The sequence below is a fragment of the Mesoflavibacter zeaxanthinifaciens subsp. sabulilitoris genome (assembly GCF_014191595.1).
Taxonomy (GTDB): Bacteria; Bacteroidota; Bacteroidia; order Flavobacteriales; family Flavobacteriaceae; genus Mesoflavibacter; species Mesoflavibacter zeaxanthinifaciens.
Genome location: NZ_JACHWV010000001.1, coordinates 534,697 through 559,327, shown reverse-complemented (window position 1 = coordinate 559,327; position 24,631 = coordinate 534,697). Strand labels below are relative to the sequence as shown.

Genomic DNA, 24,631 nt, shown 5'->3' with positions numbered 1-24,631 from the left:
CTTAATAAACAAACCTAAGTTTGATTTTTGATAGATTAATAAATTTAAGCTTAAATTTTATTAATAATGAAACTTAAAATGAATGTTATAATAAATTTTTATAGATGAAAATATTTTCGAAAGAACAGATTTATGAAGGTGATGCATTAACCGCTAAAAAACAAAATATAAGTTCTACAGATTTAATGGAACGTGCTGGAATACAAATTTTTAATTGGTTACACATGCGTATGCATGGTGCGCAAGTACCAATTCATATATTTTGTGGTATTGGTAATAATGGAGGAGATGGTTTAGTAATTGCTAGGCACTTAATAACCCATGGTTATAATGTTAAAACGTACATCGTTAATTACAGTACGTCAAGATCAAAAGACTTTTTAATTAATTACGATCGTATTAAAAATACAACTAAAGATTGGCCAATATTACTAAATGAAGAAAGCGAATTACCGCAAATAGAAGAAAGAGATATTATTGTTGATGCTATTTTTGGTATAGGTCTAAACAGACCAGTAGCTAATTGGGTTGTAAATATTTTTGATCATTTTAGAGCCACTAAAGCTTTTGTTTTATCTGTAGATATACCATCAGGTTTGCAAACAGATGCTGTGCCAACATCACCAAATAATGTTGTTAATGCAGGATATACATTAAGTTTTCAATCACCTAAATTAGTTTTTTTCTTACCAGAAACTGCAAAATACACAGTACAATGGGAAGTGTTAGATATTGGTATAGATCCTGAATTTTTATATACGACACCAACAGAAGCAGACTTAATTGGAAAGAATGAAGTCTTAACAATATACAAACCAAGAGAAAAATACAGTCATAAAGGTACTTTTGGACACGCTTTAATTATTGGAGGTAGTTATGGTAAAATAGGAGCAATTAACTTGGCAGGAAGAGGCGCACTAAGTGCTGGTGCTGGAAAAGTAACAGCTTTTACACCCAAATGCGGATACATTCCTTTACAAGGCGCTTTTCCTGAGTTAATGTTAATTACAGATAAAGATGAAGAAAAGCTTACCGAGATAAATTTTGATATAGACGCAAATGTTATAGCTTTTGGAGTAGGAGCAGGAACAGATAATGCGTCTATAGATGCTTTTGAAGCTTTTTTAAAAACAAATAAAAAACCTTTAGTCATTGATGCAGATGGTATAAATATGTTGGCTAAACGAGAGTCACTATTAAAGCTTTTACCAGAACGTCAAACTATTTTAACACCACATCCTAAAGAATTAGAACGTTTAATAGGGACTTGGAAAGATGATTTTGATAAATTACAAAAAACAAAAGCATTTAGTAAGAATCATAAATGTATAGTAGTTATAAAAGGCGCTAATACAATAACGGTTGCAGAGGATAAGTTATATGTAAACGTTACGGGCAATCCAGGATTAGCAACAGCAGGTACAGGAGATGTTTTAACAGGTATGATTGCAGGTATGATAGCACAAGGCTATGATTTATTATCTGCAACAGTATTTGCCATTTATTTACACGGTAAATCGGCAGACTTACTTGTAGATGAGTTAGGTTATCAAAGTTTTATAGCTACACATGTTGTTGAAGGAATACCATTAGCTTATCTAGATTTATTTAAAAAACCAGAACAACCTCAAGTAGAAGAAGAGGATGATGGTGAACAAGATTAAATAAAAAAAGCGAGCATATAAAGCTCGCTTTTTTTATTTTAAATTATAATAGATTAGATATTTAAAGTATCTAATAAAGTTCTTAGTTGTTCGTCAGAAGGTCTTGGTGCATCTGGTGTTACAATTTTTCCTTCTGGATCAATTAATATAAACCTTGGTATACCATTAATCTTATAGTCTTTAATAAAATCACTTTGCCATCCATTAGGAGCAAATAATTGCACACCAGTTAACTCTTTATCAGCTACCATAGCTTTCCAAGCTTCGTTTGCATTTTCCATAGATCCTTTGTGTGCTCTTGCGTCATCAATTGATATGCTTACAAAAGTTATGTTTTTGTCTTTGTAGTCTTCATCTAATTTTTTTAATGAAGGAATTTCTACTTTACAAGGTGCACACCAAGTAGCCCATACATCTATATAAACATATTTTCCTTTTAATTCTTCTAAAGATGTAGTACCACCAGCATAATTTTCGTAGTCTTTAAATGAAGGAGATTCAGAACCTTTTGGTAACTGAGATCTTAGTTTAATAGACTCTCCAACATATCTTTTTAAAGACATAAGCATTGGATTAATTTGACTTTTTGATGTAGCTATAATACTAGAATCTATATTTTTGTTTTTATCATAAAAAGCCATCATTTCAGATTTAAGGCTTTCTAGTTTTTTTTCAAAACCTAAGGAATCAAGATTTTTTAGAGCTTCTAAATCAATTAAACCACTTTCAAACCTTGCTTTTTCTACTAAAAAGTTTGAGTTTTCTACGTCTTTACCTTCATATTTAATAGTTTCTCTAAAGTTTTCTGCATCAACAGAAAGTTTGATATCTGCATCATTTTTAAGATAAACAAAAGCTTGTTCCTTTCCATCATAAATACCATAAACTCCAGGATTTACTTTTAAAGTGTCACTAAAAGTTCCATCTTCATTAACCTTAATAGTTTTTTTGTAATTTCTTGATTGAAATACAAATAAAGAATCACTATTAGCGTTTTCGATTTTACCAGAAAAAGTAGCGTAATCTTTAGGTTCTTGTTTGCAGGCTATTATGGCCAAACCTGCTAAGCACATTAAAACTTTCTTCATTATTGATTTTTTAATTTTCAATCAAAAATAAAAGAATAATTTGAGGATTTCTTATTTTGACGAATTATTAACAAAAACTTGCAGAATTTATCTCAAATTATGACTTTTGGGACACAATAAAAAATGTCCATGAGTTCAATTCATTATATATCATCACAGCCATTAGATTTGGCAACCATTCAATCAATAATTTTAGAAGAAAAGCATTTAAAGTTGTCTAATGAAGCTATTGACAAAATTGAAAATTGCCGTGCGTATTTAGATGATAAACTTAAATCAGAGACTAAACCAATTTATGGAATAAATACAGGTTTTGGTTCGTTATATAATGTTAAAATAGACAAAGAAAACTTAACTAAATTACAAGAAAATTTAGTCATGTCTCATGCTTGTGGTACAGGAGATGTTGTGCCTAATGAAGTTGTTAAGTTAATGTTGTTACTTAAAATACAATCTTTAAGTTATGGGCATTCTGGCGTACAATTACAAACTGTACAGCGTTTAATTGAGTTTTTTAACAATGATATCTTACCTGTAATTTATACACAAGGATCATTAGGAGCTTCAGGTGATTTGGCTCCTTTAGCTCATTTAGCTTTACCTTTAATAGGAAAAGGAAAAGTATGGTATAAAGATGCAATTTTAGAAGCAGAAGATTTAAATACATACTTTAAATGGGATGCTATTAAATTAATGTCTAAAGAAGGTTTAGCATTATTAAATGGAACGCAATTTATGAGTGCTTATGGTGTGTTTTTATTATTAAAGTCTTATAAATTATCTTATTTAGCAGATTTAATAGGAAGTATTTCTTTAGAAGCTTTTGATGGAAGAATAGAACCTTTTAATGAATTAATACACTTGGTTAGACCACATAAAGGTCAATTAAAAACAGCAGAAAGAGTAAGAGAGTTTTTAGAAGGTAGCGAAATTATAAGTCAAGAAAAACAACACGTACAAGACCCTTATAGCTTTAGATGTATACCACAAGTGCATGGTGCAACAAAAGACACTTTATCTTTTGTAGAAAAAACATTTATAACAGAAATAAATTCAGTGACTGATAATCCAAATATTTTTGCAAACGAAGATGAAATTATTTCTGGAGGAAACTTTCATGGTCAACCTTTAGCATTAGCATTAGATTATTTAAAAATAGCAATGTCAGAATTAGGAAATATTTCTGAAAGACGTGTATTTCAATTAGTGTCTGGCTTACGTGGTTTACCTGCATTTTTGGTAGATAATCCTGGTTTAAATAGTGGGTTTATGATACCACAATATACGGCAGCAAGTATTGTTAGTGCGAATAAACAGTTAGCTAGTCCTGCTAGTGTAGATAGTATTGTATCAAGTAATGGACAAGAAGATCATGTAAGTATGGGGGCAAATGCTGCAACACAAGCATTTAAGTTAATAGATAATGTAGAGCGTGTTTTGGCTATTGAGTTATTTAACGCTTCTCAAGCTATACACTTTAGAGAACCATTAAAATCTTCAGATTTTATAGAATTATTTTTACAAAATTATAGAGTAGAAGTACCTTTTGTTAAAGAAGATGAAATTTTACACGATGATATAGAAAAATCAATACTGTTTATTAATAATTTAGGTATTGATACAAGTGAATTATTTAGATAGTTTTCTCTGGATTATTATCTAAGATGTTTTTTGCCCATTTAAGACCTTCGTCTAAATTGTCAAATATAGCAAAGGGAAGATCTAAGAAAAGACTTTCTATTTCTGCATTTCTTGCAGATAATGAAGTGGAAATAACTCCAAAACCTTTAAGGTTTTCCATTTGATTTACGAAAGTACTATATTTTGTAACGTCAACAGAATATGAGTTTGTTCTGTGTGTTAAATATACAAATGGACTTTGTTTAAAATAATTGATACAAGTTTGAGCAATAATTTTGCTGGTTTCAAAGTCTACATGCACACCTTCATTTATTACCGCAATTGCAATTTTGTCTATAAATTCTAAAGTGCAAAAATCTAATGTAATTTTTATAGGCATATAGGTTGTTTTAACTCTTTATAAAGATAGAAAAAAACCTGTTAATATAAATATCAACAGGTTTTTATTATAATTTTATATTGTTATTTAGCTTCTTCTGATGATTGTATAGAAATAACTATTTCGTTATTGCCTTTATCTAGATCCATAACTATATTATCTCCTTCTTTTAATTTAGAAGTAATAATTTCTTCAGCTAAAGCATCTTCAATGTATTTTTGAATTGCACGTTTTAATGGTCTTGCACCGTATTGCTTATCAAATCCTTTTTCTGCTATAAAGTTTTTAGCATCTTTAGTTAATTGTAAGTTGTAGCCTAAACCATCAATACGTTTTAATAGTTTTTCTAATTCTATATCAATAATCATATTAATGTCTTCTTGTTCTAAAGCATTAAAGACAATAACGTCGTCAATTCTGTTTAAAAACTCTGGAGCAAAAGATTTTTTAAGTGCATTTTCAATAACACTTCTAGCATTTGCATCTTCTTGAGCTTTTTGAGACGATGTACCAAAACCTATACCAGTACCAAAATCTTTTAATTTTCTGGCACCAATGTTAGAGGTCATGATTATTATAGTGTTTCTAAAATCTATTTTTCTACCTAAACTATCTGTTAAATAACCATCATCTAAAACTTGAAGTAACATGTTAAATACATCTGGATGTGCTTTTTCAATTTCGTCTAAAAGTACTACAGAATATGGTTTACGTCTTACTTTTTCTGTAAGTTGTCCTCCTTCTTCATAACCTACGTATCCTGGAGGCGCACCAACTAATCTAGATATGGCAAATTTTTCCATATATTCACTCATGTCTATTCTAATTAGTGACTCTTCACTGTCAAATAATTGTTTTGATAACACTTTAGCTAATTGTGTTTTACCAACACCTGTTTGTCCTAAAAAGATAAATGAACCAATTGGTTTATTTGGATCTTTTAATCCAGCACGGTTACGTTGTATTGCTTTAACAACTTTGGCAACAGCATTATCTTGACCTATAACTTTACCCTTAATAAGCTCTGGTAATTGTGCTAGTTTATTACTCTCGGTTTGTGCTATTCTGTTTACAGGAACACCTGTCATCATAGAGATAACATCTGCTACATTATCTTCTGTTACTGTTTCACGATGTAATTTGGTTTCTTCTTCCCATTTTTCTTGTGCAACAGCAAGTTCTTTTTCTAAACGTTTTTCATCATCACGTAATCTTGCAGCTTCTTCGTATTTCTGTTTCTTAACTACAGAATTTTTTGTTTCTCTAACTTCTTCTAGTTTTTTCTCTAATTCTAAAATTTGTTTAGGGACATCAATATTGGTGATATGAACGCGTGATCCAGCTTCATCTAAAGCATCTATAGCTTTATCTGGCAAGAAACGATCTGTCATATATCTATTGGTTAACTTAACACAAGCTTCAATAGCTTCATCAGTATATTCTACATTGTGATGATCTTCATATTTAGCTTTAATATTGTTAAGTATTTGAATAGTTTCTTCAACAGTAGTAGGTTCTACAATAACTTTTTGAAAACGACGCTCTAAAGCCCCATCTTTTTCTATGTATTGTCTGTACTCATCTAAAGTAGTGGCACCTATACATTGAATTTCGCCACGTGCTAAAGCAGGCTTAAACATATTTGAAGCATCTAAGCTTCCTGTTGCGCCACCAGCACCAACTATGGTATGAATTTCATCTATAAAAAGAATAACATCATCATTCTTTTCAAGCTCATTCATCACAGCTTTCATACGTTCTTCAAACTGTCCACGGTATTTAGTACCAGCAACTAAACTTGCAAGATCCAAAGTAACTACACGTTTGTTAAAAAGTATTCTAGATACTTTCTTACTTACAATTCTGTTAGCAAGTCCTTCTGCAATAGCAGACTTACCAACTCCAGGTTCTCCTATTAAAAGTGGGTTATTTTTCTTACGACGTGATAATACTTGAGACACTCTTTCAATCTCTTTTTCACGTCCAACTACTGGGTCTAATTTACCTTCTTCTGCCATAGCAGTCAAATCGCGACCAAAATTATCTAAAACAGGAGTTTTAGACTTTTTGTTGCTTTTTGATGAAGGCGTATTAAATATATCTTTTGATGCATCATCTTGTTGTGCATCATCTTCAGGAAACTCGGCTTTAGGGCTTCCTGTTATATCTTCAAAATTATCATCGTTTGTAATCATTGACTTAAATTGTTCTTTTACATTATCATAATCTACTTTAAGCTTATTTAAAAGCTTTGTAGTAGGATCATTTTCGTTTCTTAAAATACATAGCAGTAAATGTGCTGTGTTTATTGATGTGCTTTGAAAAAGCTTAGCTTCTAAGAAAGTAGTTTTTAAAGCACGTTCTGCTTGTCGCGTTAAGTGCAAGTTTTTCTTTTCGTTAGAAGTTATTGATGTATTTGGGTTGGCAGGACTTAAAATTTCTACTTTACGCCTTAAATGATTTAAATCAATATCTAATGCGTTTAAAATATTAATAGCCTTACCGTTTCCGTCTCTTAAAAGACCAAGCATAAGGTGTTCTGTGCCAATAAAGTCGTGTCCTAATCTAAGCGCTTCTTCTTTACTGTATGCAATTACATCTTTAACTCTTGGTGAAAAATTATCGTCCATATTTATTTCCTTTCTGCTTTAAAAATAGTAAACATAATTAGTATAGGCAAAAACTGTACCTTAAATAATATGTTAATTGTTTTTGGTTTGAAAGTAAGAATAATCTACAAATTAACAGTGATTAAGTTATTAACTAAAAAAGGGGCTAAAATTGTTAATAAAAAACACTAAAAAAACCTAGTAAAAGGCTTACCGTTACTAACGAAAGTTTTATATTAGCGTGTTTTGAAATAATGAATATAACAAATTAAATTATATATGGCAGAAGGAGAAAAACTCATTCCGATTAACATTGAAGATGAAATGAAGTCGGCTTACATTGATTATTCAATGTCAGTCATTGTGTCACGTGCTTTACCAGATGTAAGAGATGGTTTAAAACCAGTACACAGACGTGTGCTTTTTGGTATGCACGAATTAGGTGTTAGGTCTAACACTGCACATAAAAAATCTGCAAGAATAGTTGGTGAGGTTTTAGGTAAGTATCATCCACATGGTGATACCTCAGTATATGACACTATGGTGCGTATGGCTCAAGAATGGAGCTTACGTTATATGTTAATAGATGGTCAAGGTAACTTTGGATCTGTAGATGGAGATAGTCCTGCAGCAATGCGTTATACAGAAGCGCGTATGCGAAAGATATCTGAAGACATGTTGGCAGATATCGATAAAGAAACTGTAGATCATAAGCTAAATTTTGATGATACTTTAGAAGAACCAACAGTTTTACCTACACGTATTCCTGGTTTATTAATTAATGGTGCTTCTGGTATTGCGGTAGGTATGGCTACAAATATGCCACCTCATAATTTAACAGAAGTTGTTAATGGTACTATTGCTTACATTGACAATAACGATATTGAAGTAGACGAGTTAATGCAACATATTAAAGCTCCAGATTTTCCAACCGGTGGAACAATCTATGGCTACGATGGTGTAAAAGAAGCATTTCATACAGGTCGCGGACGTATTGTTATGCGTGGTAAAGCTAATGTAGAAGAAGTTAACGGAAGAGAATCTATAGTAGTTACCGAAATACCTTATCAAGTTAACAAAGCAGATATGATTAAAAAGACTGCTGATTTAGTTAACGATAAAAAATTAGAAGGTATTTCTACAATTCGTGATGAATCTGACCGTAACGGAATGCGTATTGTTTACGTGCTTAAACGTGATGCAATACCAAATATCGTATTAAATAAGTTATACAAATACACAGCATTACAATCTTCTTTTAGTGTCAATAATATTGCATTAGTAAACGGTAGACCAGAGCTTTTAAATTTAAAAGACTTAATCTATCACTTTGTAGAGCATAGACATGATGTTGTAGTAAGACGTACTAAATACGAATTACGCAAAGCTGAAGAACGTGCACATATCTTAGAAGGTTTAATAATAGCTTCAGATAATATAGACGAAGTAATCTCAATAATTAGAGCATCGTCTAATGCAGAAGAAGCAAGACAAAAATTAATAGATCGCTTTGAGCTTTCAGAAATTCAAGCTAAAGCAATAGTAGATATGCGTCTACGCCAATTAACCGGTCTAGAACAAGATAAGCTACGTAGTGAATATGAAGATATTATAAAGACAATAGCAGATTTAAAAGATATTCTAGAAAAGAAAGAACGTCGTATGGACATTATCAAAGAAGAACTTATCGAAGTTAAAGATAAGTACGGAGATGAGCGTCGTTCTACTATAGAATATGCTGGTGGAGATTTAAGTATCGAAGATATGATTCCGGATGAGCAAGTAGTTATTACTATTTCTCATGCAGGATATATCAAGCGTACATCTTTAACAGAGTATAAAACACAAAATAGAGGCGGAGTTGGTCAAAAAGCTTCAAATACAAGAAACGAAGATTTCTTAGAAGATTTATTTGTGGGTACAAACCATCAATATATGTTATTCTTCACCCAAAAAGGAAAGTGTTTCTGGATGCGTGTTTACGAAATACCTGAAGGTTCAAGAACATCAAAAGGTAGAGCAATACAAAACCTTATTAATATTGAACAAGATGATAAGGTTATGGCATTTATCTGTACTCAAGACCTAAAAGACGAGGATTACATAAATTCTCATTATGTCATAATGGCAACTAAACAAGGTCAGGTTAAGAAAACAGCTTTAGAGCAATACTCTAGACCTCGTACAAACGGAATTAACGCAATTACCATTAAAGATAATGATGAGTTACTAGAAGCAAAACTAACAACAGGTAACAGCCAAGTTATGTTAGCCTTAAAATCTGGTAAAGCTATTAGATTTGAAGAAGCAAAAACACGTCCAATGGGTCGTAATGCTTCAGGAGTAAGAGGTATTACTTTAGGTAATGATAATGATGAAGTAATAGGAATGGTAACAGTTAACAATCCGCAAGAAGAAACTGTATTAGTCGTTTCAGAAAACGGTTATGGTAAACGTACATTTATTGATGATCCAGAAGATGGAGAAGCAGTTTACCGTATCACTAATAGAGGAGGAAAAGGTGTTAAAACTATTTCTATCACAGAAAAAACAGGAAGCTTAGTTGCAATAAAAAGTGTTACAGATTCTGATGATTTAATGATTATTAATAAATCCGGAATTGCTATTCGTCTAGCAGTAGAAAACTTAAGGACTATGGGTAGAGCAACTCAAGGTGTTAAGTTAATAAATCTAAAAGGTAACGATTCTATAGCTGCTGTAGCTAAAGTAATGAAAGATGAAGATGAAGAAGAAATAGATATTGAAAACTTAGAAGACACTGCCAACACAGATGAAGATGGCACAACTATTGCTACTAACGAAGAAGAATAAATAATTTATAAAATTTAAAACACAAATTTAAAATGAAAAAACAAGTAATTATTGCTTTAGCATTATTTGTATCTGTTTTTACTTTTGCCCAAAAAAAAGAAGTTAAAGCTTTAGAAAAAGCAGTAAAAAAAGACAATTTTGCAGAAGCTAAAACTATAGCAACACAATTAGACTCTCAAGTGTCTGCTATGGATGATGACTTAAAAGAAGATTATTATCTAGCTGCAGCAAAAGCATATTATGCTAACGGGACGTCTACTAATGCAGATACTAATAAAGCTATAGAAAATATACTTAAAGTAGAAGGAGAAGGAGCAGAGTTTAAAAGAATCATAGAAAATGATCTGTTAACAAAAGCAAATAATTTTTACTCAAGTAAAAAGTTTAATAAAGCTGCAGAAACTTTTAACATGATGTATCAAGTTAATCCAGAAGCACAGGACTATTTATATTACACCGCAGTAAGTTATATAGGTGCTCAAAACTTTGATAAAGCATTAGAGTCTTACTTAGAGTTAGATAAATTAGGTTATACAGGAGAAAAAACAATGTTTGTTGCTACAAATAAAGAAACTGGACAAGTAGATAGCTTTAACAGTAAATCTGAAAGAGATATATATGTAAAGAGCGGAACGCATACAGATCCAGAGACCCAAAATACAGAATCTAGAGCTTCTGAAATCACTAAAAATATTGCATTAATTTACATTAATAAAGGTGAAAAAGACAAAGCTTTAGCAGCTATAGAAAAGGCAAAACAAGCAAACCCAGATGATGTTAATTTATTAATTAACGAAGCAAATATTTATTTTGAAATGGGTGATGAGAAAAAGTTTCAATCAATTTTACAAGAAGCTATACAAAAAGAGCCTAACAATGCAGACTTACATTATAACGTAGGTGTTATTTACATGAATAACAAAGAGATTGAAAAAGCAAGACAGTCTTTTGAAAAAGTATTAAGCTTAAAACCTGCAAATGCAGATGCAGCATTAAACTTATCTACATCATACCTTGAAGAAGGAAATGCTTTAGTAGAACAAATGAATTCTTTAGGAAACAGTAGAGCAGATGATTTAAAATATGAAGAACTTAAAAAGAAGAAGTCTTCTCTATTTGATCAAGCAGCACAAACGCTAGTAGATTTCAAAAACAATAACACTTCTGTACCTACATCTGTTTTACAACAGTTAAAGAATATATATAATGCTTTAGGTGAAGTAGAAAAAGCAAAAGCAATTAATGCAGAGATTGAAGGGAAATAAAACCTTTAACCATTATAATAAAAAAGCCTCCTAAATTTTAGGAGGCTTTTTTTATATTATCTTTTTAATAACTCTAAGTTTATGGGTATGCATCCGTCTATCTGCATTGTAAATACCTGTATGATCTAAACGATCTATCCTTACTTTTCCATGCGCATGTATAATATAATTGTCTTGCATTATTATGCCAACATGAATAATTTGGCCTTCATTATTATCAAAAAAAGCTAAATCACCTGGTTCACTTTCTTCAATAAAACTTAAAGCTTCACCTTGTGTGGCTTGTTGTGAGGCATCACGCAATAATTTATAACCATTAAGTTTATATACCATTTGTGTAAAACCACTACAATCGATACCAAAAGGAGTTTTTCCTCCCCAAAGATAAGGAGCATTTAAATATTTAAATGCAGTTTCAATTAAATGACTTTTTTCTTGTGTTTGATCTACAAAAGCACCTTCATATTTATGATTTAATAGACTAACACCATTTAAGCTAGAGCCTAAAACAATTGTATGAAGTTGCTCATTTTCATCCTGAATAAACTCAACTAAATCTGTTGAGATTTTTAAAGGTTGATTATTTAAGTCATTATAATGTTCTTCTGTAATTTCTACATATTGTTTATTATCAATCCAGCCTTCATATTTATCAAAAGCTAATCTGATTTTACTCCATTTTTTTCGTTGCTCTAAAACTTTAAAAACATCACCGTAAATGACCTGAGAAACCATTTCACTTGTGTCTGATGCTTCTAATCTTAAAGGAACAATGCTTAAATTACAAATTCCGTATTGCATTAGTTGTATTTACTGACGTTGTAGTACTAAAGCTGATGCGCCACCGCCACCATTACAGATAGCTGCTGCTCCAATTTTTGCATCATTTTGTTCTAAAACATTTAATAAAGTAATTAGTATTCTTACACCAGAACAACCTAATGGATGACCTAAAGATACAGCGCCACCATTAACGTTTACTTTGTCGTCTGATAACCCTAAAATTTTCATGTTAGCTAATCCAACAACAGAAAAAGCTTCATTAAACTCAAAGTAATCTACATCTTCTAATTTAATTCCCGCTTTATCTAAAGCTTTAGGCAATGCTTTTGCAGGAGCAGTAGTAAACCATTTTGGCTCTTGTGCTGCATCTGCATAAGATTTAATAGTTGCTAATGGTGTTAGGCCTAATTCTTTTGCTTTATCAGCACTCATTAAAACCATTGCTCCAGCACCATCGTTTATTGTAGAAGCATTAGCAGCAGTTACTGTTCCGTCTTTAGTAAAAGCAGGACGTAATGCAGGAATCTTCTCAAGTTTAACATTTGTATATTCTTCGTCTTTAGATACTATTTTTGGTTCACCACGACGCTGAGGTACTTCTACAGGTACAACTTCATTATCAAATTTTCCTGCATCCCATGCTGCTGCAGATCTACTGTAAGATTGAATTGCAAAAGCATCTTGTTCTTCTCTTGAAAAATTATATTCAGTAGCACAATCATCTGCACAAACACCCATTGCATTTTGGTCATAAGCATCTACTAAACCATCTTTTTGCATACCATCGATTAAACTTGCAGGACCAAATTTAGTTCCAGTTCTTGCATGTAAGTAATGAGGAATCAAACTCATGTTTTCCATACCACCAGCAACAACTATTTCTGTGTCGCCTAAAGCAATGCTTTGCGCAGCTTGCATTACAGCCTTCATCCCAGAAGAGCAAACTTTATTTACAGTTGTACACGGTACAGTATTTGGTATACCTGCATAAATAGCTGCTTGTCTTGCTGGTGCTTGTCCAGTACCAGCTTGTACTACATTACCCATTAAAACTTCATCAACCAATTCTGGTTTTAAATTAATTTTATCTAAAGCACCTTTAATAGCTACAGCACCTAATTTAGGAGCAGGGACAGTACTTAAAGCACCTAAAAAACTACCTATTGGTGTTCTTGCAGCCGAGACAATTACAACTTCTTTACTCATATATTTATTTAGTTTTTATTATGTCCACGAAATTACTAATTTTTTAATAAAATTTAGACCATTCTGTGCATTATAACTAATCAAAACTGTAATTATTTATTACATTTGAAAAACTACAGTTTTTTAATAGAAGTCAATGGATAACTTAAAATAAGTTAATTTAATGCTGGTTAAGAAATATTAAGAATCTAACTAACTAGTAAAAATGTTTAAACTAAACAAAAAGGATAAAATAGGCATTCCAATTTTTTTGATTTTTATTATTATTTGTTTAATACTTAATCTTAAAAGAGATAAAAAATTGTTAAACGAAGGGAAGTTCACAATAGCAACTATTGATGATATTTATGCTATGAAAGGTGGTATGACTTGTAAATATACCTATAGTTACAATTCTATTACTTACACTCAAAATAATTATATAGGGAGATCTAAACCAAAAGAGAGTGAAAAGTATTTTGTAACTTTTTTACCAGATGATCCTGAAGTTAGTACTATATTCCTAGAAATTAAAGTGCCTGATAGCATTTACAATAAAGATGAAATTTTTTGGTCTAAAATTCCCATTAAATACAACCAAAAAGATTTTGATATAGAATTTGAATAATAAATTAGTGTAACATACAAGCTTAAAAACTTATTAGTTAGTTGAACATGAACAACAACATAAATATTTTTTACAAAAACCATTCTAACATATACAAAGTATTACTTTTTATAGCTACTACTTTTTTAATTGTGTTTTTATTTCCTAAAAGTGGTCGTTTTAAATATAACTTTGAAAAAGGAAAACCTTGGCAAACAGAAAATCTTTATGCACCATTTAACTTTGCTATAAAGAAAAATAAGTCTGAAATTGATAAAGAAAAAGAGCTTCTAAAAAGTCAATCTATAGCATATTTTAATAGAAATGAAAAAGTCAAATCAAGCGTTTTTAATGCTTTTGAAAAGTCTTTTAGTAATGTTTTTTCAGATTCAATACCAAATTACAACATTCTTAAAGAAAAAAGTAGTCAGATTTTAGATGAGTTTTATGAATTTGGAATTTTAAGCGAAAATATCAAGTTAAAGCCTGAAAAAACTGTAATTATACTTGAAAATAATGTTGAAAAAGAAACTGCAAATTTTAAAAATTTATTCAATCAATCAGAAGTAAAATCTACCGTTGAAAACGAACTAAAAGAGGTTTTTACTCCAAAAGAAATAAACTCTATAATAGCGCTTTTCTTTAATGTTATAAAACCAAACTTAACCTATAATAAAACATTAACAGAGAATGTTTTAAATGAAGCTTTGCAGTCTATTTCGGTAAATAGGGGAATGATTGAAAAAGAGACTTTAATTATTTCTAAAGGAGAAATTGTAAACGATAATAAATTTCAAATTTTAAACTCTTTGGTTAATGAATATGAGTCTAAAGATTGGACAAAATCTAACTATTATTGGATTGTTTTTGCTTATACATTATTAGTTGCTTTAGCCTTATTAATGTTATTGTTATTTATAAGAAAGTATAGAATAGATGTTTTTAACAATAATACTAAAGTTACCTTTATATTCTTTAACATATTTGTGGTTGTCTTGCTTACAACTTTGGTGGTAAGTTACAAATCAGAATATGTTTATATTGTACCTATAGCTATTTTACCTTTAGTTTTAAAAGCTTTTTTTGATGCTAGATTAGGTTTGTTTGCACATGTTATTACAGTGCTTTTGCTTGGATCAATAGTACCAAATAGTTATGAGTATATGTTTTTGCAAATTATTGCAGGTATTGTAACCATACTAACAGTTTCAGAACTTTATAAAAGAGCAAATCTATTCATATCAGTAGGTCAAATTACATTAATTTATATCATTGCTTATTTTGCTTTTTTTGTTATACATGAAGCAAGTATAGAAAACATACATACTCAAACCTTTGTACTATTTATACTTTGCGGGTTGGCTACATTGTTTGTCCAGCCATTAATTTATGTTTATGAAAAGCTATTTGGATTAGTATCAGATGTTTCTCTCCTAGAATTGTCCGATACAAATTCTAAACTTTTAAAAGAGCTGTCAAATAAAGCTCCAGGTACATTCCATCACTCATTAAACGTTGCAAATTTAGCAGAAGCTTCAGCAAATGAAATTAATGCAAATGCGATGTTGGTCAGAGTAGGAGCTCTATATCATGATATTGGTAAGATGAAAAATCCAACTTATTTTACTGAAAATCAATCGTCAGGAATAAATAGTCATGACGAATTATCTCCAAAAGAAAGTGCTCAAATCATAATAAATCACGTTATAAACGGAATTGAAATTGCTAAGAAAAATAATCTTCCCGACAGAGTAATAGATTTTATAAGAACACATCATGGTACCAGTCAAGTTTATTATTTCTATATGAAAGAAAAGGCTAATAATGAAGGTGTAAACATAGAAGACTTTAGCTATCCAGGACCAAAGCCATTTAGTAAAGAAACAGCAATACTAATGATGTGTGATAGTGTAGAAGCAGCATCAAAAAGTTTAAAAGAACCTACATCAGCAAAAATTGATAATTTTGTAGAAAATATAATAAATAAACAAAAAGACGAAGGACAATTTTTAAATGCAGACATAACCTTTAAAGAAATTGAAGCCATAAAAAAAGTGCTAAAACGCAAGTTAGCAAACATTTACCATTTAAGAATTGAGTATCCGGAATAAAATTTCAAAAAAATCACTAAAAATGTTGTGTTCTACGAGATGAAATCATACATTTGCATCCGCAATTTTATTGCAAAGTTCATTAAATGATTTAGGAGAGGTGGCAGAGTGGTAATGCAGCAGCCTGCTAAGCTGTCATCCTTCGGGATGCCCGGGTTCGAATCCCGGTCTCTCCGCAATATAGATAACCAATTTCGGGGTGTAGCGTAGCCCGGTTATCGCGCCGCGTTTGGGACGCGGAGGTCGCAGGTTCGAATCCTGCCACCCCGACATTTTATCGGTCGCGTAGCTCAGTTGGATAGAGCATCTGCCTTCTAAGCAGACGGTCACAGGTTCGAATCCTGTCGCGATCACAAAAAGCCTTACTAATTTTAGTAAGGCTTTTTTGTTTCTGGTTAAAAATTAGTTAAGTCTACAATAATTTTATGATTTTGGTTGTATTTTGTAGTTAAAAACGCTTGAAATTCATAAAATTCACTAAAAAAGGTATTTACTGCATACCAGGAAAATTTTATTTAGATCCATGGTATCCTGTAGATTATGCTATAATTTCTCATGGTCATGCCGATCATTCAAGATGGGGAAATAAGCATTATCTGTGTCATCACGATTCAAAAAACATACTGCTTCATCGCTTAGGCAAAGATATTTCGATAGAAACTTTAAATTACAACCAAATAAAAACTATAAATGGTGTTAAAGTTTCATTTTTTCCTGCTGGACATATTATCGGTTCAGTTCAAATAAAGCTAGAATATAAAGGAAAAGTTGTTGTGTTTTCTGGAGATTACAAAACTACCCCAGATTTTATAACGACACCATTTGAGCCTGTTAAGTGTCACGAGTTTATTACAGAAAGTACTTTTGGTTTGCCAATTTACAGTTGGAAAACAGAAGCCGAATTACAATCTCAACTACAGCAATGGATTGTAAATAATCAAAAACAAAATAAAACTAGTGTCTTTTTTGGTTACTCTTTAGGTAAAGCGCAAAGAATTATGTCTTTAGTAGATGGAATAGATCAGGTTTATGTACATTCAGCAATAAACAATCTAAATCAAGCTATTTCTAAATCTGGAATTGTTTTACCAAAATCAAAACTTATCACTTCAGATTTCAATAAAAAAGACATTCAAAATAAAATAGTAATTCTTCCTCCAGCATTATTAGGATCTAAACTTCTTAAAAAGATTCCTAATGCAGCAACTGCAATTTGCTCTGGTTGGATGCAAATAAGAGGAAATAGACGTTGGAAAGGCGTAGATGCTGGCTTTGCAGTTAGTGATCATGCAGATTGGAACGGACTACTTTCTGCTGTTAAAGCTACTGAAGCTGAGAAAGTTTACGTCACTCATGGTTCGCAAGCTGTATTTTCAAAGTATTTAAATGAAATTGGTATAGAAAGTCAAGAAGTCGTTACAGAATATGGTACAGAAGACAACGAAGATGCAAAAGACCAACAATTAACAACTGCTAGCTAATGAAACAGTTTTCGCAACTCATAAATTCATTAGAAATCACCAATAAAACTAATGCTAAATTAGATGCATTAGTCAATTTTTTTGAAACTGCTTTAGATAAAGATAAACTCTGGCTAATTGCTTTATTTACAGGAAAAAGACCTAAAAGACCTGTAAAAACGTCTTTATTAAAACAATGGTGTATTGAAGAAACAGGTCTACCAGAATGGCTGTTTTTAGAATCTTACAGTACCGTTGGTGATTTAGGAGAAACCTTGTCTTTATTATTGCCAGAACCTTCTAATACTATTGATAAACCGTTACATATTTACATGGACGAGCTTAAGCAACTTTCAACTAAATCTGATGATGAAAAAAAAGCCTACGTGTTAAATGCTTGGCGACATTTAGATACGCAACAACGCTTTATTTTTAATAAGTTAATTGGTGGAAGTTTTAGAATTGGCGTTTCTAAAAAAACTTTAGTAAATGCACTTTCTAAACTAACTAATATCGATGCTAATCAATTGATGCATAGTATTATTGGGCAATGGGACATCAATTCTATTTCGTTTGAAGACTTAATAAACGGTTCGCATATCAATTACGACAATTCAAAACCTTATCCGTTTTGTTTAGCGTACAGTTTGGAGAAAAATCTTGACGAATTAGGCTCAGTTTCAGACTGGCAAGTCGAATATAAATGGGACGGAATTAGAGGTCAAATTGTAAAACGAAATAACGAAATTTACATTTGGTCAAGAGGCGAAGAGTTGGTCACAAAACAATTTCCGGAGCTAGTTGAAATTGTTTCAACCATAAAAGAAGATTTTGTGTTAGATGGTGAAATTCTTGCTGTTAAAGATCAATCTGTGTTATTATTTAACGATTTACAGAAGCGATTAAATAGGAAAACCATCTCAAAAAAACTATTACAAGACGTACCAATTGGTTTTTTTGCTTACGATATTTTAGAAATTAATGATGAAGATTTAAGAGCGAAAAGTCTTCAGTTTAGACGAAAAACGCTTGAGAAACTCTTTAGTGATAATCAATTATCAAAACCAAATTTTAAACTTTCAGAAGTCATTCAATTTGATAAATGGGAAGAATTAGATGCGATAAGAAATGAAGCCAGATTGCATAATAGCGAAGGATTAATGCTGAAACAAAAACAATCTGAATATCATGTTGGTCGTAAAAAAGGCGATTGGTGGAAATGGAAAGTAGATCCTTTAACCATTGATGCTGTGATGATTTACGCGCAAAAGGGTAGCGGTAGACGAAGTAGCAAATACACAGATTATACGTTTGCGGTAAAAACAGAAGACGGTTTAGTTACAGTTGCTAAAGCCTATTCTGGCTTGACAAACGATGAAATTACCGAAATTTCTAGATGGGTTAATAAAAATGCTATCGAAAAATTTGGTCCTGTAAGAACTGTAAAACCAGAATTAGTTTTTGAGATTGCTTTTGAAGGTATTGCTTTTAGTAAGCGTCATAAAAGTGGTGTAGCATTACGTTTTCCAAGAATAAAACGCTGGCGAAAAGATAAGCCAGTTTCAGAAATTGATACTATAGAAACTGTTAAACGACTTATTACAAATCCGTTAGATGTCTAAGTTTAAAAATTCTACAGGTTATAAAATTATTGAAAATTGGATGCATCAAAACGATTGGCAACCATTTGATTTTCAGTATACAACTTGGTCTAAATATTACACTAAACATTCAGGTTTAGTTATAGCTCCGACTGGTTTTGGTAAAACGTTTTCGGTGTTTTTAGCGGTTGTTATCGATTATTTAAATCATCCAGAAGCCTATAAAAAAGGACTAAAATTAATTTGGGTTAGTCCGCTTAGATCGTTAGCTAAAGATTTGGCCAAAGCAATGACAAATGCGGTTGAAGATATTGGTTTAGATTGGCAAATTAAAGTTAGAAATGGTGATACGCCAACTAATATTAAACGCAAGCAAGAACGTTTAATGCCCGATGTATTGATTACTACGCCAGAGACTTTGCATTTAATGTTCTCACAAAAGAAAAATTCACGTTGGTTTAAACATCTTAATTGCATTGCGGTAGACGAGTGGCACGAGTTATTAGGTAATAAACGCGGTGTTTTAGCCGAATTAGCCATAGCAAGATTAAAACAGCTATCGCCAAAACTTCAAATTTGGGGAATCACTGCAACCATTGGTAATTTAGACGAAGCTCAGCAGGTTTTAATGCCTTATAAAGATTTAAAAACCATTCAAATTAAAGCGAAATTAAAGAAGAAAATCGACATTATTTCAGTCTTACCAGACCAAGTCGAAACACTTCCTTGGGCAGGACATTTAGGTCGAACAATGAGTTCTAAAATTATACCGATAATTTATGAAAATACTACGACGTTAATATTCACTAATACAAGAAATCAAAGTGAATTATGGTATCAAATCATTCTTGAAGAAGCACCAGATTTGGCTGGATTGATTGCTATTCATCATGGATCTATAGATAAAAAACAACGTAATTTTATTGAAGACGCCATTGCTTCAGGTATTTTAAAAGCGGTAATTTGTACAAGTTCTTTAGATCTTGGTGTCGATTTTAAGCCAGTAGATTGTGTCATCCAAATAGGCTCAGTTAAAGGTATAGCGCGCTTTTTACAACGTGCTGGTCGTAGCGGTCATTCGCCTTTCGAGACTTCTAAAATATATTTTGTGCCAACGCATTCTTTGCAATTAATTGAAGTCGCTGCTGTCAAAGAAGCAGTAAAACAACAACAAATCGAAACGCGATCACCAATTGTTTTGGCGTACGATGTTTTGGTACAATTTTTAGTCACTTTAGCTGTTGGTGAAGGATTTAAAAAGGACGAAGTTTTTCAACTTTTACAACAGACACATGCTTTTTGGTATTTAACAGAAGACGATTTTAATTGGGCAATTCACTTTATAACAAAAGGCGGTAATACCTTATCCTCATATGAAGAATTTCATAAAGTCATTTTAGATACAGATGGTTTATTTAAGGTAAAAAGTAGACGAATAGCCATGCTACATCGCATGAATATTGGTACAATTGTTAGTGACGCGATGCTAATGGTAAAATTCTTTTCTGGCGGTTATATTGGTATGATTGAGGAGTTTTTTATCTCAAAACTAAAAAAAGGCGACGCATTTGTTTTGGCTGGTCGTGTGTTGCAATTAAAGCAAATTAAAGATATGACGGCTTTGGTAACTTTAAGTAAGTCTAAAAAAGCAATCACACCAAGTTGGAAAGGTGGCTCGTTGCCATTAACATCATATTTAACGCACTTTTTAAGGTTGAAGTTAAGCGATGCCTTACATGCTAAAACATCCGAAAAAGAACTAAAGTTTTTAAGACCGTTATTGCAACGTCAAAATAAAGCGTCACAAATACCTAAAGCCAATCAGTTTTTAGTCGAATTAATCACTACAAAAGACGGATTTCATCTATTTATGTATCCGTTTGAAGGCAGATTGGTTAACGAGATTTTTGCTGCACTAATGGCATATCGCATTAGTAAATTTAAACCGTTGACCTTTAGCATAGCTTGTAATGACTATGGTTTTGAATTATTAAGTGATCAAGAATTACCTTTAGATGAGGCTAAAATTCATCAAATATTATCAGTTGAGAATTTAATGGAAGATGTTGTTGCGAGTATAAATGCTAGTGAAATGGCTAGCCGAAAATTTAGAGATATTGCCGTTATTGCTGGTTTGGTTGTGCAATCGCAACCAGGACAACGCAAAACTAATAAAAGTTTGCAATCGTCTTCTGGTTTGATTTTTAGGGTTTTAGAAGAAAATGAGCCTTCTAACTTATTAATCAGACAAGCTTATACCGAAGTTTTTAATCAAGAATTAGAAGAAGTGAGATTACGTGAAGCTTTTAATAGGATTAAAAACAGTGAGATTATTATCAAGTATTCAAAATCGTTTACACCATTGAGTTTTCCATTAAAAGTAGATGGATTAAGAGGCACGATGACAAACGAAGATTTGCAAAAACGTATCGAGCGCATTAAAAAACAGATGCTTAAATTTGAAGCATGAAACAATTAGCGACGATTAGTTTAAAATTTACCAATCAAAACTTAGTGTTTACCAACCAACGTGCGCTATTTTGGGAAACACAAAATGCACTAGTTTTAAGTGATTTGCATATTGGCAAATCGGCTACATTTAGAAAAAATGGTATACCAATTAGTCAATCTATTTTAATTGAAGATTTACAGCGTTTAAAGGCTTTAATAGATCATTTTAAAGCTGAAAAACTAATAATTGTTGGTGATTTATTTCACGCAGAATTTAATACAGATATAGACTATTTTAAAGATTGGTTGTTGCAATTTGATAACTTGAAATTGCAGTTAATTATTGGTAATCACGACAGACTTTCAGCTACATTATACGAAGACTTAAATATCGAAATTTTTAAACCAAGCTTAAAATTGAATCCATTTACTTTTGTTCATGATTTAAATGAATGTAAAGACGATGCATTTTATATTTCAGGACATATTCATCCAGGATATGTGCTGAAAGGAAAAGGCAAACAGTTTATAAAATTACCATGTTATCAAGTGTTTGATAATCATATCGTATTGCCAGCTTTTAGCAAGTTTACAGGCTTAAATACAAATAAAACGGACAAAAAATGCACTAACATTGTGTTTACAGAAGATGCGATTTTTAAAATTTAAGCTTTTGTGCAGTGTATTACAATTTTATTATTATCTAAATCTGTAGTAAAAAACAAATAGTCAGTTCCGCCATCTTTAACTTTAAGTTTTTGTCTTAATTGTGCAACAGTTTCAGGGAAGTTTCTAGTCGTAAAATTAGCTTTATCTAGTTTAAATTGCTGTTTAAACTTTTTCTTGTTGAAAGGCGCAATAGTTTCAATTTTAAAACGTCTTCCAGGGAAATCTATTAATTGCTCACTTGTGTATAAATGCGAATGTTTATGTAGTTTAAACACACTTAATTGTTCTGCAACGCTATTAAACGCTCCAGATTTTAATACTGCCGAATTTGGCTCGTATAAATAGGTTAGTGGCTTACTGTAATTAACTTGTGTATTAGCTTCTTCATCTAAGAAAAACTCGAAATTATATTTTTTATCCTTTTTAATATTTGTAGTTATAATTTTAACCGATTGGTCAAAACCTTTGTCTAAAATCCATAACAGTTCTTTGACCTCATTATTAACCGCAATACAATGAATTTCTTTTACAAAATTAAGTTCTTTTATACCCAAAGAAATGTCTAATAACGGTGATGTTTTAATCATGATGTTATTTGTTTTTTTGAATAGATTATCTAAATGTTGTGGGACATTAGGTAAACAATCAGACAACATAAATACTTTACCTTTTGCATCGTTACGACGTGATGGGTCAATATAAATCCAGTCGTATGTAGTTTCGTTATTTATGATATGTTCTATTCCATTATCGGCAATACAATCTATATTTTCAATTTTAAAAACGGAGTTATTGTGAGCGACAATTTTGGATAAATCGGTATTGAGTTCACAATGGGTTACTGTATCGAATTGTTTGGCAAAGTAAAAACAGTCTACACCAAATCCGCCAGTTACATCAATTAGGTTATTTCCTTTGATTAAAGAGGCTTTGTGTTTTGCTGTAACTTCAGAAGATGTTTGCTCAATATTAAGCTTGTTTGGATAGTAAATATTATCAGTTTCAAACCAAGTGTTCAGCTTGTTTTTGCAACGGTTTTTGGCTTCAATTTGATTAATAATTTCTGAAGAAATTTCAGAAGAAAAAGGTAGACCTTTCAATATTAATTCAGAGATATTTGAATTAATATTATTTTTTATAAATTCTTGAATTTCAATATTTAATATTCTTTTATTGAAATTAATCATTTAAGCCTTCTGTAAGTTTGTTTACAACACGATATTCACTTAGAAATTCTTTAGCAATAACTTTTATTGCAGTATAAACTGGAATAGCTATAATTAGTCCAACAATACCAGAAATTAGTCCAGCAATAATGATTACTAAAAAGATTTCTAATGGATGAGATTTTACACTTTTAGAGAAAATAAAAGGTTGACTAAAAAAGTTATCTACTAATTGTGCGATAATAAAACCAATCATAACATAAATGGTTTTTGGTAAAATTACATCGCTAAAGCTTTCGCCTAAATTACTAGACATACTTAATAATATTAATAAAGCTGCGCTAATTACAGGACCTAAATAAGGAATAACATTAAGCAAAGCACAAAGTGTAGCTATAATTATAGCGTTTTCTATACCAAAAATAAACAATACGATAGAGTATATTGTAAATAATATAAGTAGTTGTAATAACAACCCGCCAAAATATCTAGTTAATAAATCTCTAATTGTAACAAACGATTTTCTAAGTTTTTTTTCATGTTTTTTAGGTAATATGGTAATTAATCCATTGCTCATTAATTTACTGTCTTTAAGGAAGAAAAACGAAATAAATAGCACAGAAAATAATCCCATACTAAAGCTACCAAAACCAGAAATAACCGAATTTAAAAAGTCTGGAATAAATCCAAAATTGAGATTAGACATAAATTTTGAATCTTTTAAAGACGCTTCAACATCAGAAGTATTTAATCCAAAATGACTAATTGCTTCCACATATAAATTTTCTATATTGTTTTGCAGCTCATCAATATCTAATAAAGATAGGTTATTGCCTTGCTCTATAATTAAAGGAATAAATAGACTTATAATACCAAAAATAAAGATCAAAAAGAGAGTAATTGTAAATACAACAGCAAGTGTGTCGTTAAATTTTAATTTGCTTTTTAAAAACACAATAATAGGTCTACCTAATAAAGCTACAACACCAGCAATAGCAAGGTAAACAATAACGCTTTGTACTTTATAAATAAACCAACCTAAAAGTACTACACCTATAATTATAGCTACAGCACGAAGGATTCCGTTAGAGATAGTTTTTGATGTCATAACGTAAAGATA

General features: G+C 31.2%; 17 protein-coding genes and 3 tRNA genes. 13 read left to right on the top strand and 7 right to left on the bottom strand.

Features of this window, described 5'->3' with window-relative positions:
• Window positions 1-104: 104 nt before the first annotated feature.
• Complete coding sequence (locus tag FHS04_RS02615; protein ID WP_106677574.1) at window positions 105-1,664, top strand: NAD(P)H-hydrate dehydratase; 1,560 nt, start codon at window positions 105-107, stop codon at window positions 1,662-1,664.
• A gap of 53 nt (window positions 1,665-1,717) precedes the next feature.
• Here the strand turns inward: FHS04_RS02615 and FHS04_RS02610 are convergent, their stop codons facing one another.
• Window positions 1,718-2,752, bottom strand: a complete 1,035-nt coding sequence (locus FHS04_RS02610) for a TlpA family protein disulfide reductase (protein ID WP_106677575.1) — start codon at window positions 2,750-2,752, stop codon at window positions 1,718-1,720.
• 129 nt (window positions 2,753-2,881) lie between these two features.
• Between FHS04_RS02610 and hutH the strand changes: the two genes are divergently transcribed.
• The gene (gene hutH / locus FHS04_RS02605; RefSeq protein WP_106677577.1) at window positions 2,882-4,393 is read left to right on the top strand and encodes a histidine ammonia-lyase; all 1,512 of its coding nucleotides are present in this window, start codon (window positions 2,882-2,884) and stop codon (window positions 4,391-4,393) included.
• On the opposite strand, the gene FHS04_RS02600 is transcribed toward hutH, so the two are convergent.
• Together FHS04_RS02600 and FHS04_RS02595 are read right to left on the bottom strand one after the other, a co-directional pair.
• Window positions 4,386-4,772 carry a hypothetical protein gene (locus FHS04_RS02600; RefSeq protein ID WP_106677579.1) on the bottom strand — a complete coding sequence of 129 codons (387 nt, stop codon included), beginning with the start codon at window positions 4,770-4,772 and terminating at the stop codon, window positions 4,386-4,388. The genes hutH and FHS04_RS02600 overlap by 8 nt on opposite strands.
• Window positions 4,773-4,855: 83 nt before the next feature.
• Window positions 4,856-7,402: an ATP-dependent Clp protease ATP-binding subunit gene (locus tag FHS04_RS02595; RefSeq protein ID WP_106677581.1), complete on the bottom strand. Its 2,547-nt coding sequence runs from the start codon at window positions 7,400-7,402 to the stop codon at window positions 4,856-4,858.
• A 258-nt stretch (window positions 7,403-7,660) separates the two neighbouring features.
• Between FHS04_RS02595 and gyrA the strand changes: the two genes are divergently transcribed.
• Window positions 7,661-10,213, top strand: coding sequence for a DNA gyrase subunit A (gene gyrA, locus FHS04_RS02590; protein ID WP_106677583.1), 2,553 nt, complete (start codon window positions 7,661-7,663; stop codon window positions 10,211-10,213).
• Between the two features lie 32 nt (window positions 10,214-10,245).
• Entirely contained in the window at window positions 10,246-11,478 is a 1,233-nt protein-coding gene (locus FHS04_RS02585; protein ID WP_027879074.1) for a tetratricopeptide repeat protein, read from the top strand.
• A 51-nt stretch (window positions 11,479-11,529) separates the two neighbouring features.
• Here the strand turns inward: FHS04_RS02585 and FHS04_RS02580 are convergent, their stop codons facing one another.
• A complete protein-coding gene (locus FHS04_RS02580; protein WP_106677585.1) occupies window positions 11,530-12,279 on the bottom strand; it encodes a C40 family peptidase in 750 nt (249 codons plus the stop codon).
• Between the two features lie 9 nt (window positions 12,280-12,288).
• Entirely contained in the window at window positions 12,289-13,467 is a 1,179-nt protein-coding gene (locus tag FHS04_RS02575; protein WP_027879072.1) for an acetyl-CoA C-acyltransferase, read from the bottom strand.
• A gap of 205 nt (window positions 13,468-13,672) precedes the next feature.
• Between FHS04_RS02575 and FHS04_RS02570 the strand changes: the two genes are divergently transcribed.
• The 9 genes from FHS04_RS02570 (at window position 13,673) to pdeM (ending at window position 22,345) form a co-directional block, all read left to right on the top strand.
• Window positions 13,673-14,074: a hypothetical protein gene (locus FHS04_RS02570; protein ID WP_106677587.1), complete on the top strand. Its 402-nt coding sequence runs from the start codon at window positions 13,673-13,675 to the stop codon at window positions 14,072-14,074.
• A 47-nt stretch (window positions 14,075-14,121) separates the two neighbouring features.
• Window positions 14,122-16,164 (top strand): HD family phosphohydrolase, encoded by a 2,043-nt coding sequence (locus tag FHS04_RS02565; protein WP_106677589.1) that lies wholly within the window; start codon window positions 14,122-14,124, stop codon window positions 16,162-16,164.
• Between the two features lie 94 nt (window positions 16,165-16,258).
• Window positions 16,259-16,340 (top strand) — tRNA-Ser (locus FHS04_RS02560).
• 19 nt (window positions 16,341-16,359) lie between these two features.
• A tRNA-Pro gene (locus FHS04_RS02555) sits at window positions 16,360-16,434 on the top strand.
• A 9-nt stretch (window positions 16,435-16,443) separates the two neighbouring features.
• Window positions 16,444-16,517, top strand: a tRNA-Arg gene (locus tag FHS04_RS02550).
• Window positions 16,518-16,622: 105 nt separating this feature from the next.
• Window positions 16,623-17,645 (top strand): ligase-associated DNA damage response exonuclease, encoded by a 1,023-nt coding sequence (locus tag FHS04_RS02545; RefSeq protein ID WP_106677591.1) that lies wholly within the window; start codon window positions 16,623-16,625, stop codon window positions 17,643-17,645.
• The gene (locus FHS04_RS02540) at window positions 17,645-19,246 is read left to right on the top strand and encodes an ATP-dependent DNA ligase (protein ID WP_106677593.1); all 1,602 of its coding nucleotides are present in this window, start codon (window positions 17,645-17,647) and stop codon (window positions 19,244-19,246) included. Before FHS04_RS02545 ends, FHS04_RS02540 begins: the two co-directional genes overlap by 1 nt.
• Entirely contained in the window at window positions 19,239-21,695 is a 2,457-nt protein-coding gene (locus tag FHS04_RS02535) for a ligase-associated DNA damage response DEXH box helicase (RefSeq protein WP_106677595.1), read from the top strand. Before FHS04_RS02540 ends, FHS04_RS02535 begins: the two co-directional genes overlap by 8 nt.
• The gene (gene pdeM, locus FHS04_RS02530; protein WP_106677597.1) at window positions 21,692-22,345 is read left to right on the top strand and encodes a ligase-associated DNA damage response endonuclease PdeM; all 654 of its coding nucleotides are present in this window, start codon (window positions 21,692-21,694) and stop codon (window positions 22,343-22,345) included. The genes FHS04_RS02535 and pdeM overlap by 4 nt, the downstream gene beginning before the upstream one ends.
• Here pdeM and FHS04_RS02525 read toward each other — a convergent pair.
• Entirely contained in the window at window positions 22,342-23,532 is a 1,191-nt protein-coding gene (locus FHS04_RS02525) for a THUMP-like domain-containing protein (RefSeq protein WP_106677599.1), read from the bottom strand. The genes pdeM and FHS04_RS02525 overlap by 4 nt on opposite strands.
• Window positions 23,525-24,619, bottom strand: a complete 1,095-nt coding sequence (locus FHS04_RS02520; RefSeq protein WP_106677601.1) for an AI-2E family transporter — start codon at window positions 24,617-24,619, stop codon at window positions 23,525-23,527. The genes FHS04_RS02525 and FHS04_RS02520 overlap by 8 nt, the downstream gene beginning before the upstream one ends.
• Window positions 24,620-24,631: the final 12 nt, after the last annotated feature.

Excerpts from the sequence above, each read along its gene's own strand:
- FHS04_RS02585 (WP_027879074.1), top strand. The coding sequence starts at position 10,246 with ATGAAAAAACAAGTAATTATTGCTTTAGCATTATTTGTATCTGTTTTT.
- FHS04_RS02525 (WP_106677599.1), bottom strand. The coding sequence starts at position 23,532 with ATGATTAATTTCAATAAAAGAATATTAAATATTGAAATTCAAGAATTT.
- pdeM (WP_106677597.1), top strand. The coding sequence starts at position 21,692 with ATGAAACAATTAGCGACGATTAGTTTAAAATTTACCAATCAAAACTTA.
- FHS04_RS02595 (WP_106677581.1), bottom strand. The coding sequence starts at position 7,402 with ATGGACGATAATTTTTCACCAAGAGTTAAAGATGTAATTGCATACAGT.
- FHS04_RS02535 (WP_106677595.1), top strand. The coding sequence starts at position 19,239 with ATGTCTAAGTTTAAAAATTCTACAGGTTATAAAATTATTGAAAATTGG.
- FHS04_RS02520 (WP_106677601.1), bottom strand. The coding sequence starts at position 24,619 with ATGACATCAAAAACTATCTCTAACGGAATCCTTCGTGCTGTAGCTATA.
- gyrA (WP_106677583.1), top strand. The coding sequence starts at position 7,661 with ATGGCAGAAGGAGAAAAACTCATTCCGATTAACATTGAAGATGAAATG.
- FHS04_RS02600 (WP_106677579.1), bottom strand. The coding sequence starts at position 4,772 with ATGCCTATAAAAATTACATTAGATTTTTGCACTTTAGAATTTATAGAC.
- FHS04_RS02575 (WP_027879072.1), bottom strand. The coding sequence starts at position 13,467 with ATGAGTAAAGAAGTTGTAATTGTCTCGGCTGCAAGAACACCAATAGGT.
- hutH (WP_106677577.1), top strand. The coding sequence starts at position 2,882 with ATGAGTTCAATTCATTATATATCATCACAGCCATTAGATTTGGCAACC.
- FHS04_RS02615 (WP_106677574.1), top strand. The coding sequence starts at position 105 with ATGAAAATATTTTCGAAAGAACAGATTTATGAAGGTGATGCATTAACC.
- FHS04_RS02540 (WP_106677593.1), top strand. The coding sequence starts at position 17,645 with ATGAAACAGTTTTCGCAACTCATAAATTCATTAGAAATCACCAATAAA.
- FHS04_RS02610 (WP_106677575.1), bottom strand. The coding sequence starts at position 2,752 with ATGAAGAAAGTTTTAATGTGCTTAGCAGGTTTGGCCATAATAGCCTGC.
- FHS04_RS02570 (WP_106677587.1), top strand. The coding sequence starts at position 13,673 with ATGTTTAAACTAAACAAAAAGGATAAAATAGGCATTCCAATTTTTTTG.
- FHS04_RS02565 (WP_106677589.1), top strand. The coding sequence starts at position 14,122 with ATGAACAACAACATAAATATTTTTTACAAAAACCATTCTAACATATAC.
- FHS04_RS02580 (WP_106677585.1), bottom strand. The coding sequence starts at position 12,279 with ATGCAATACGGAATTTGTAATTTAAGCATTGTTCCTTTAAGATTAGAA.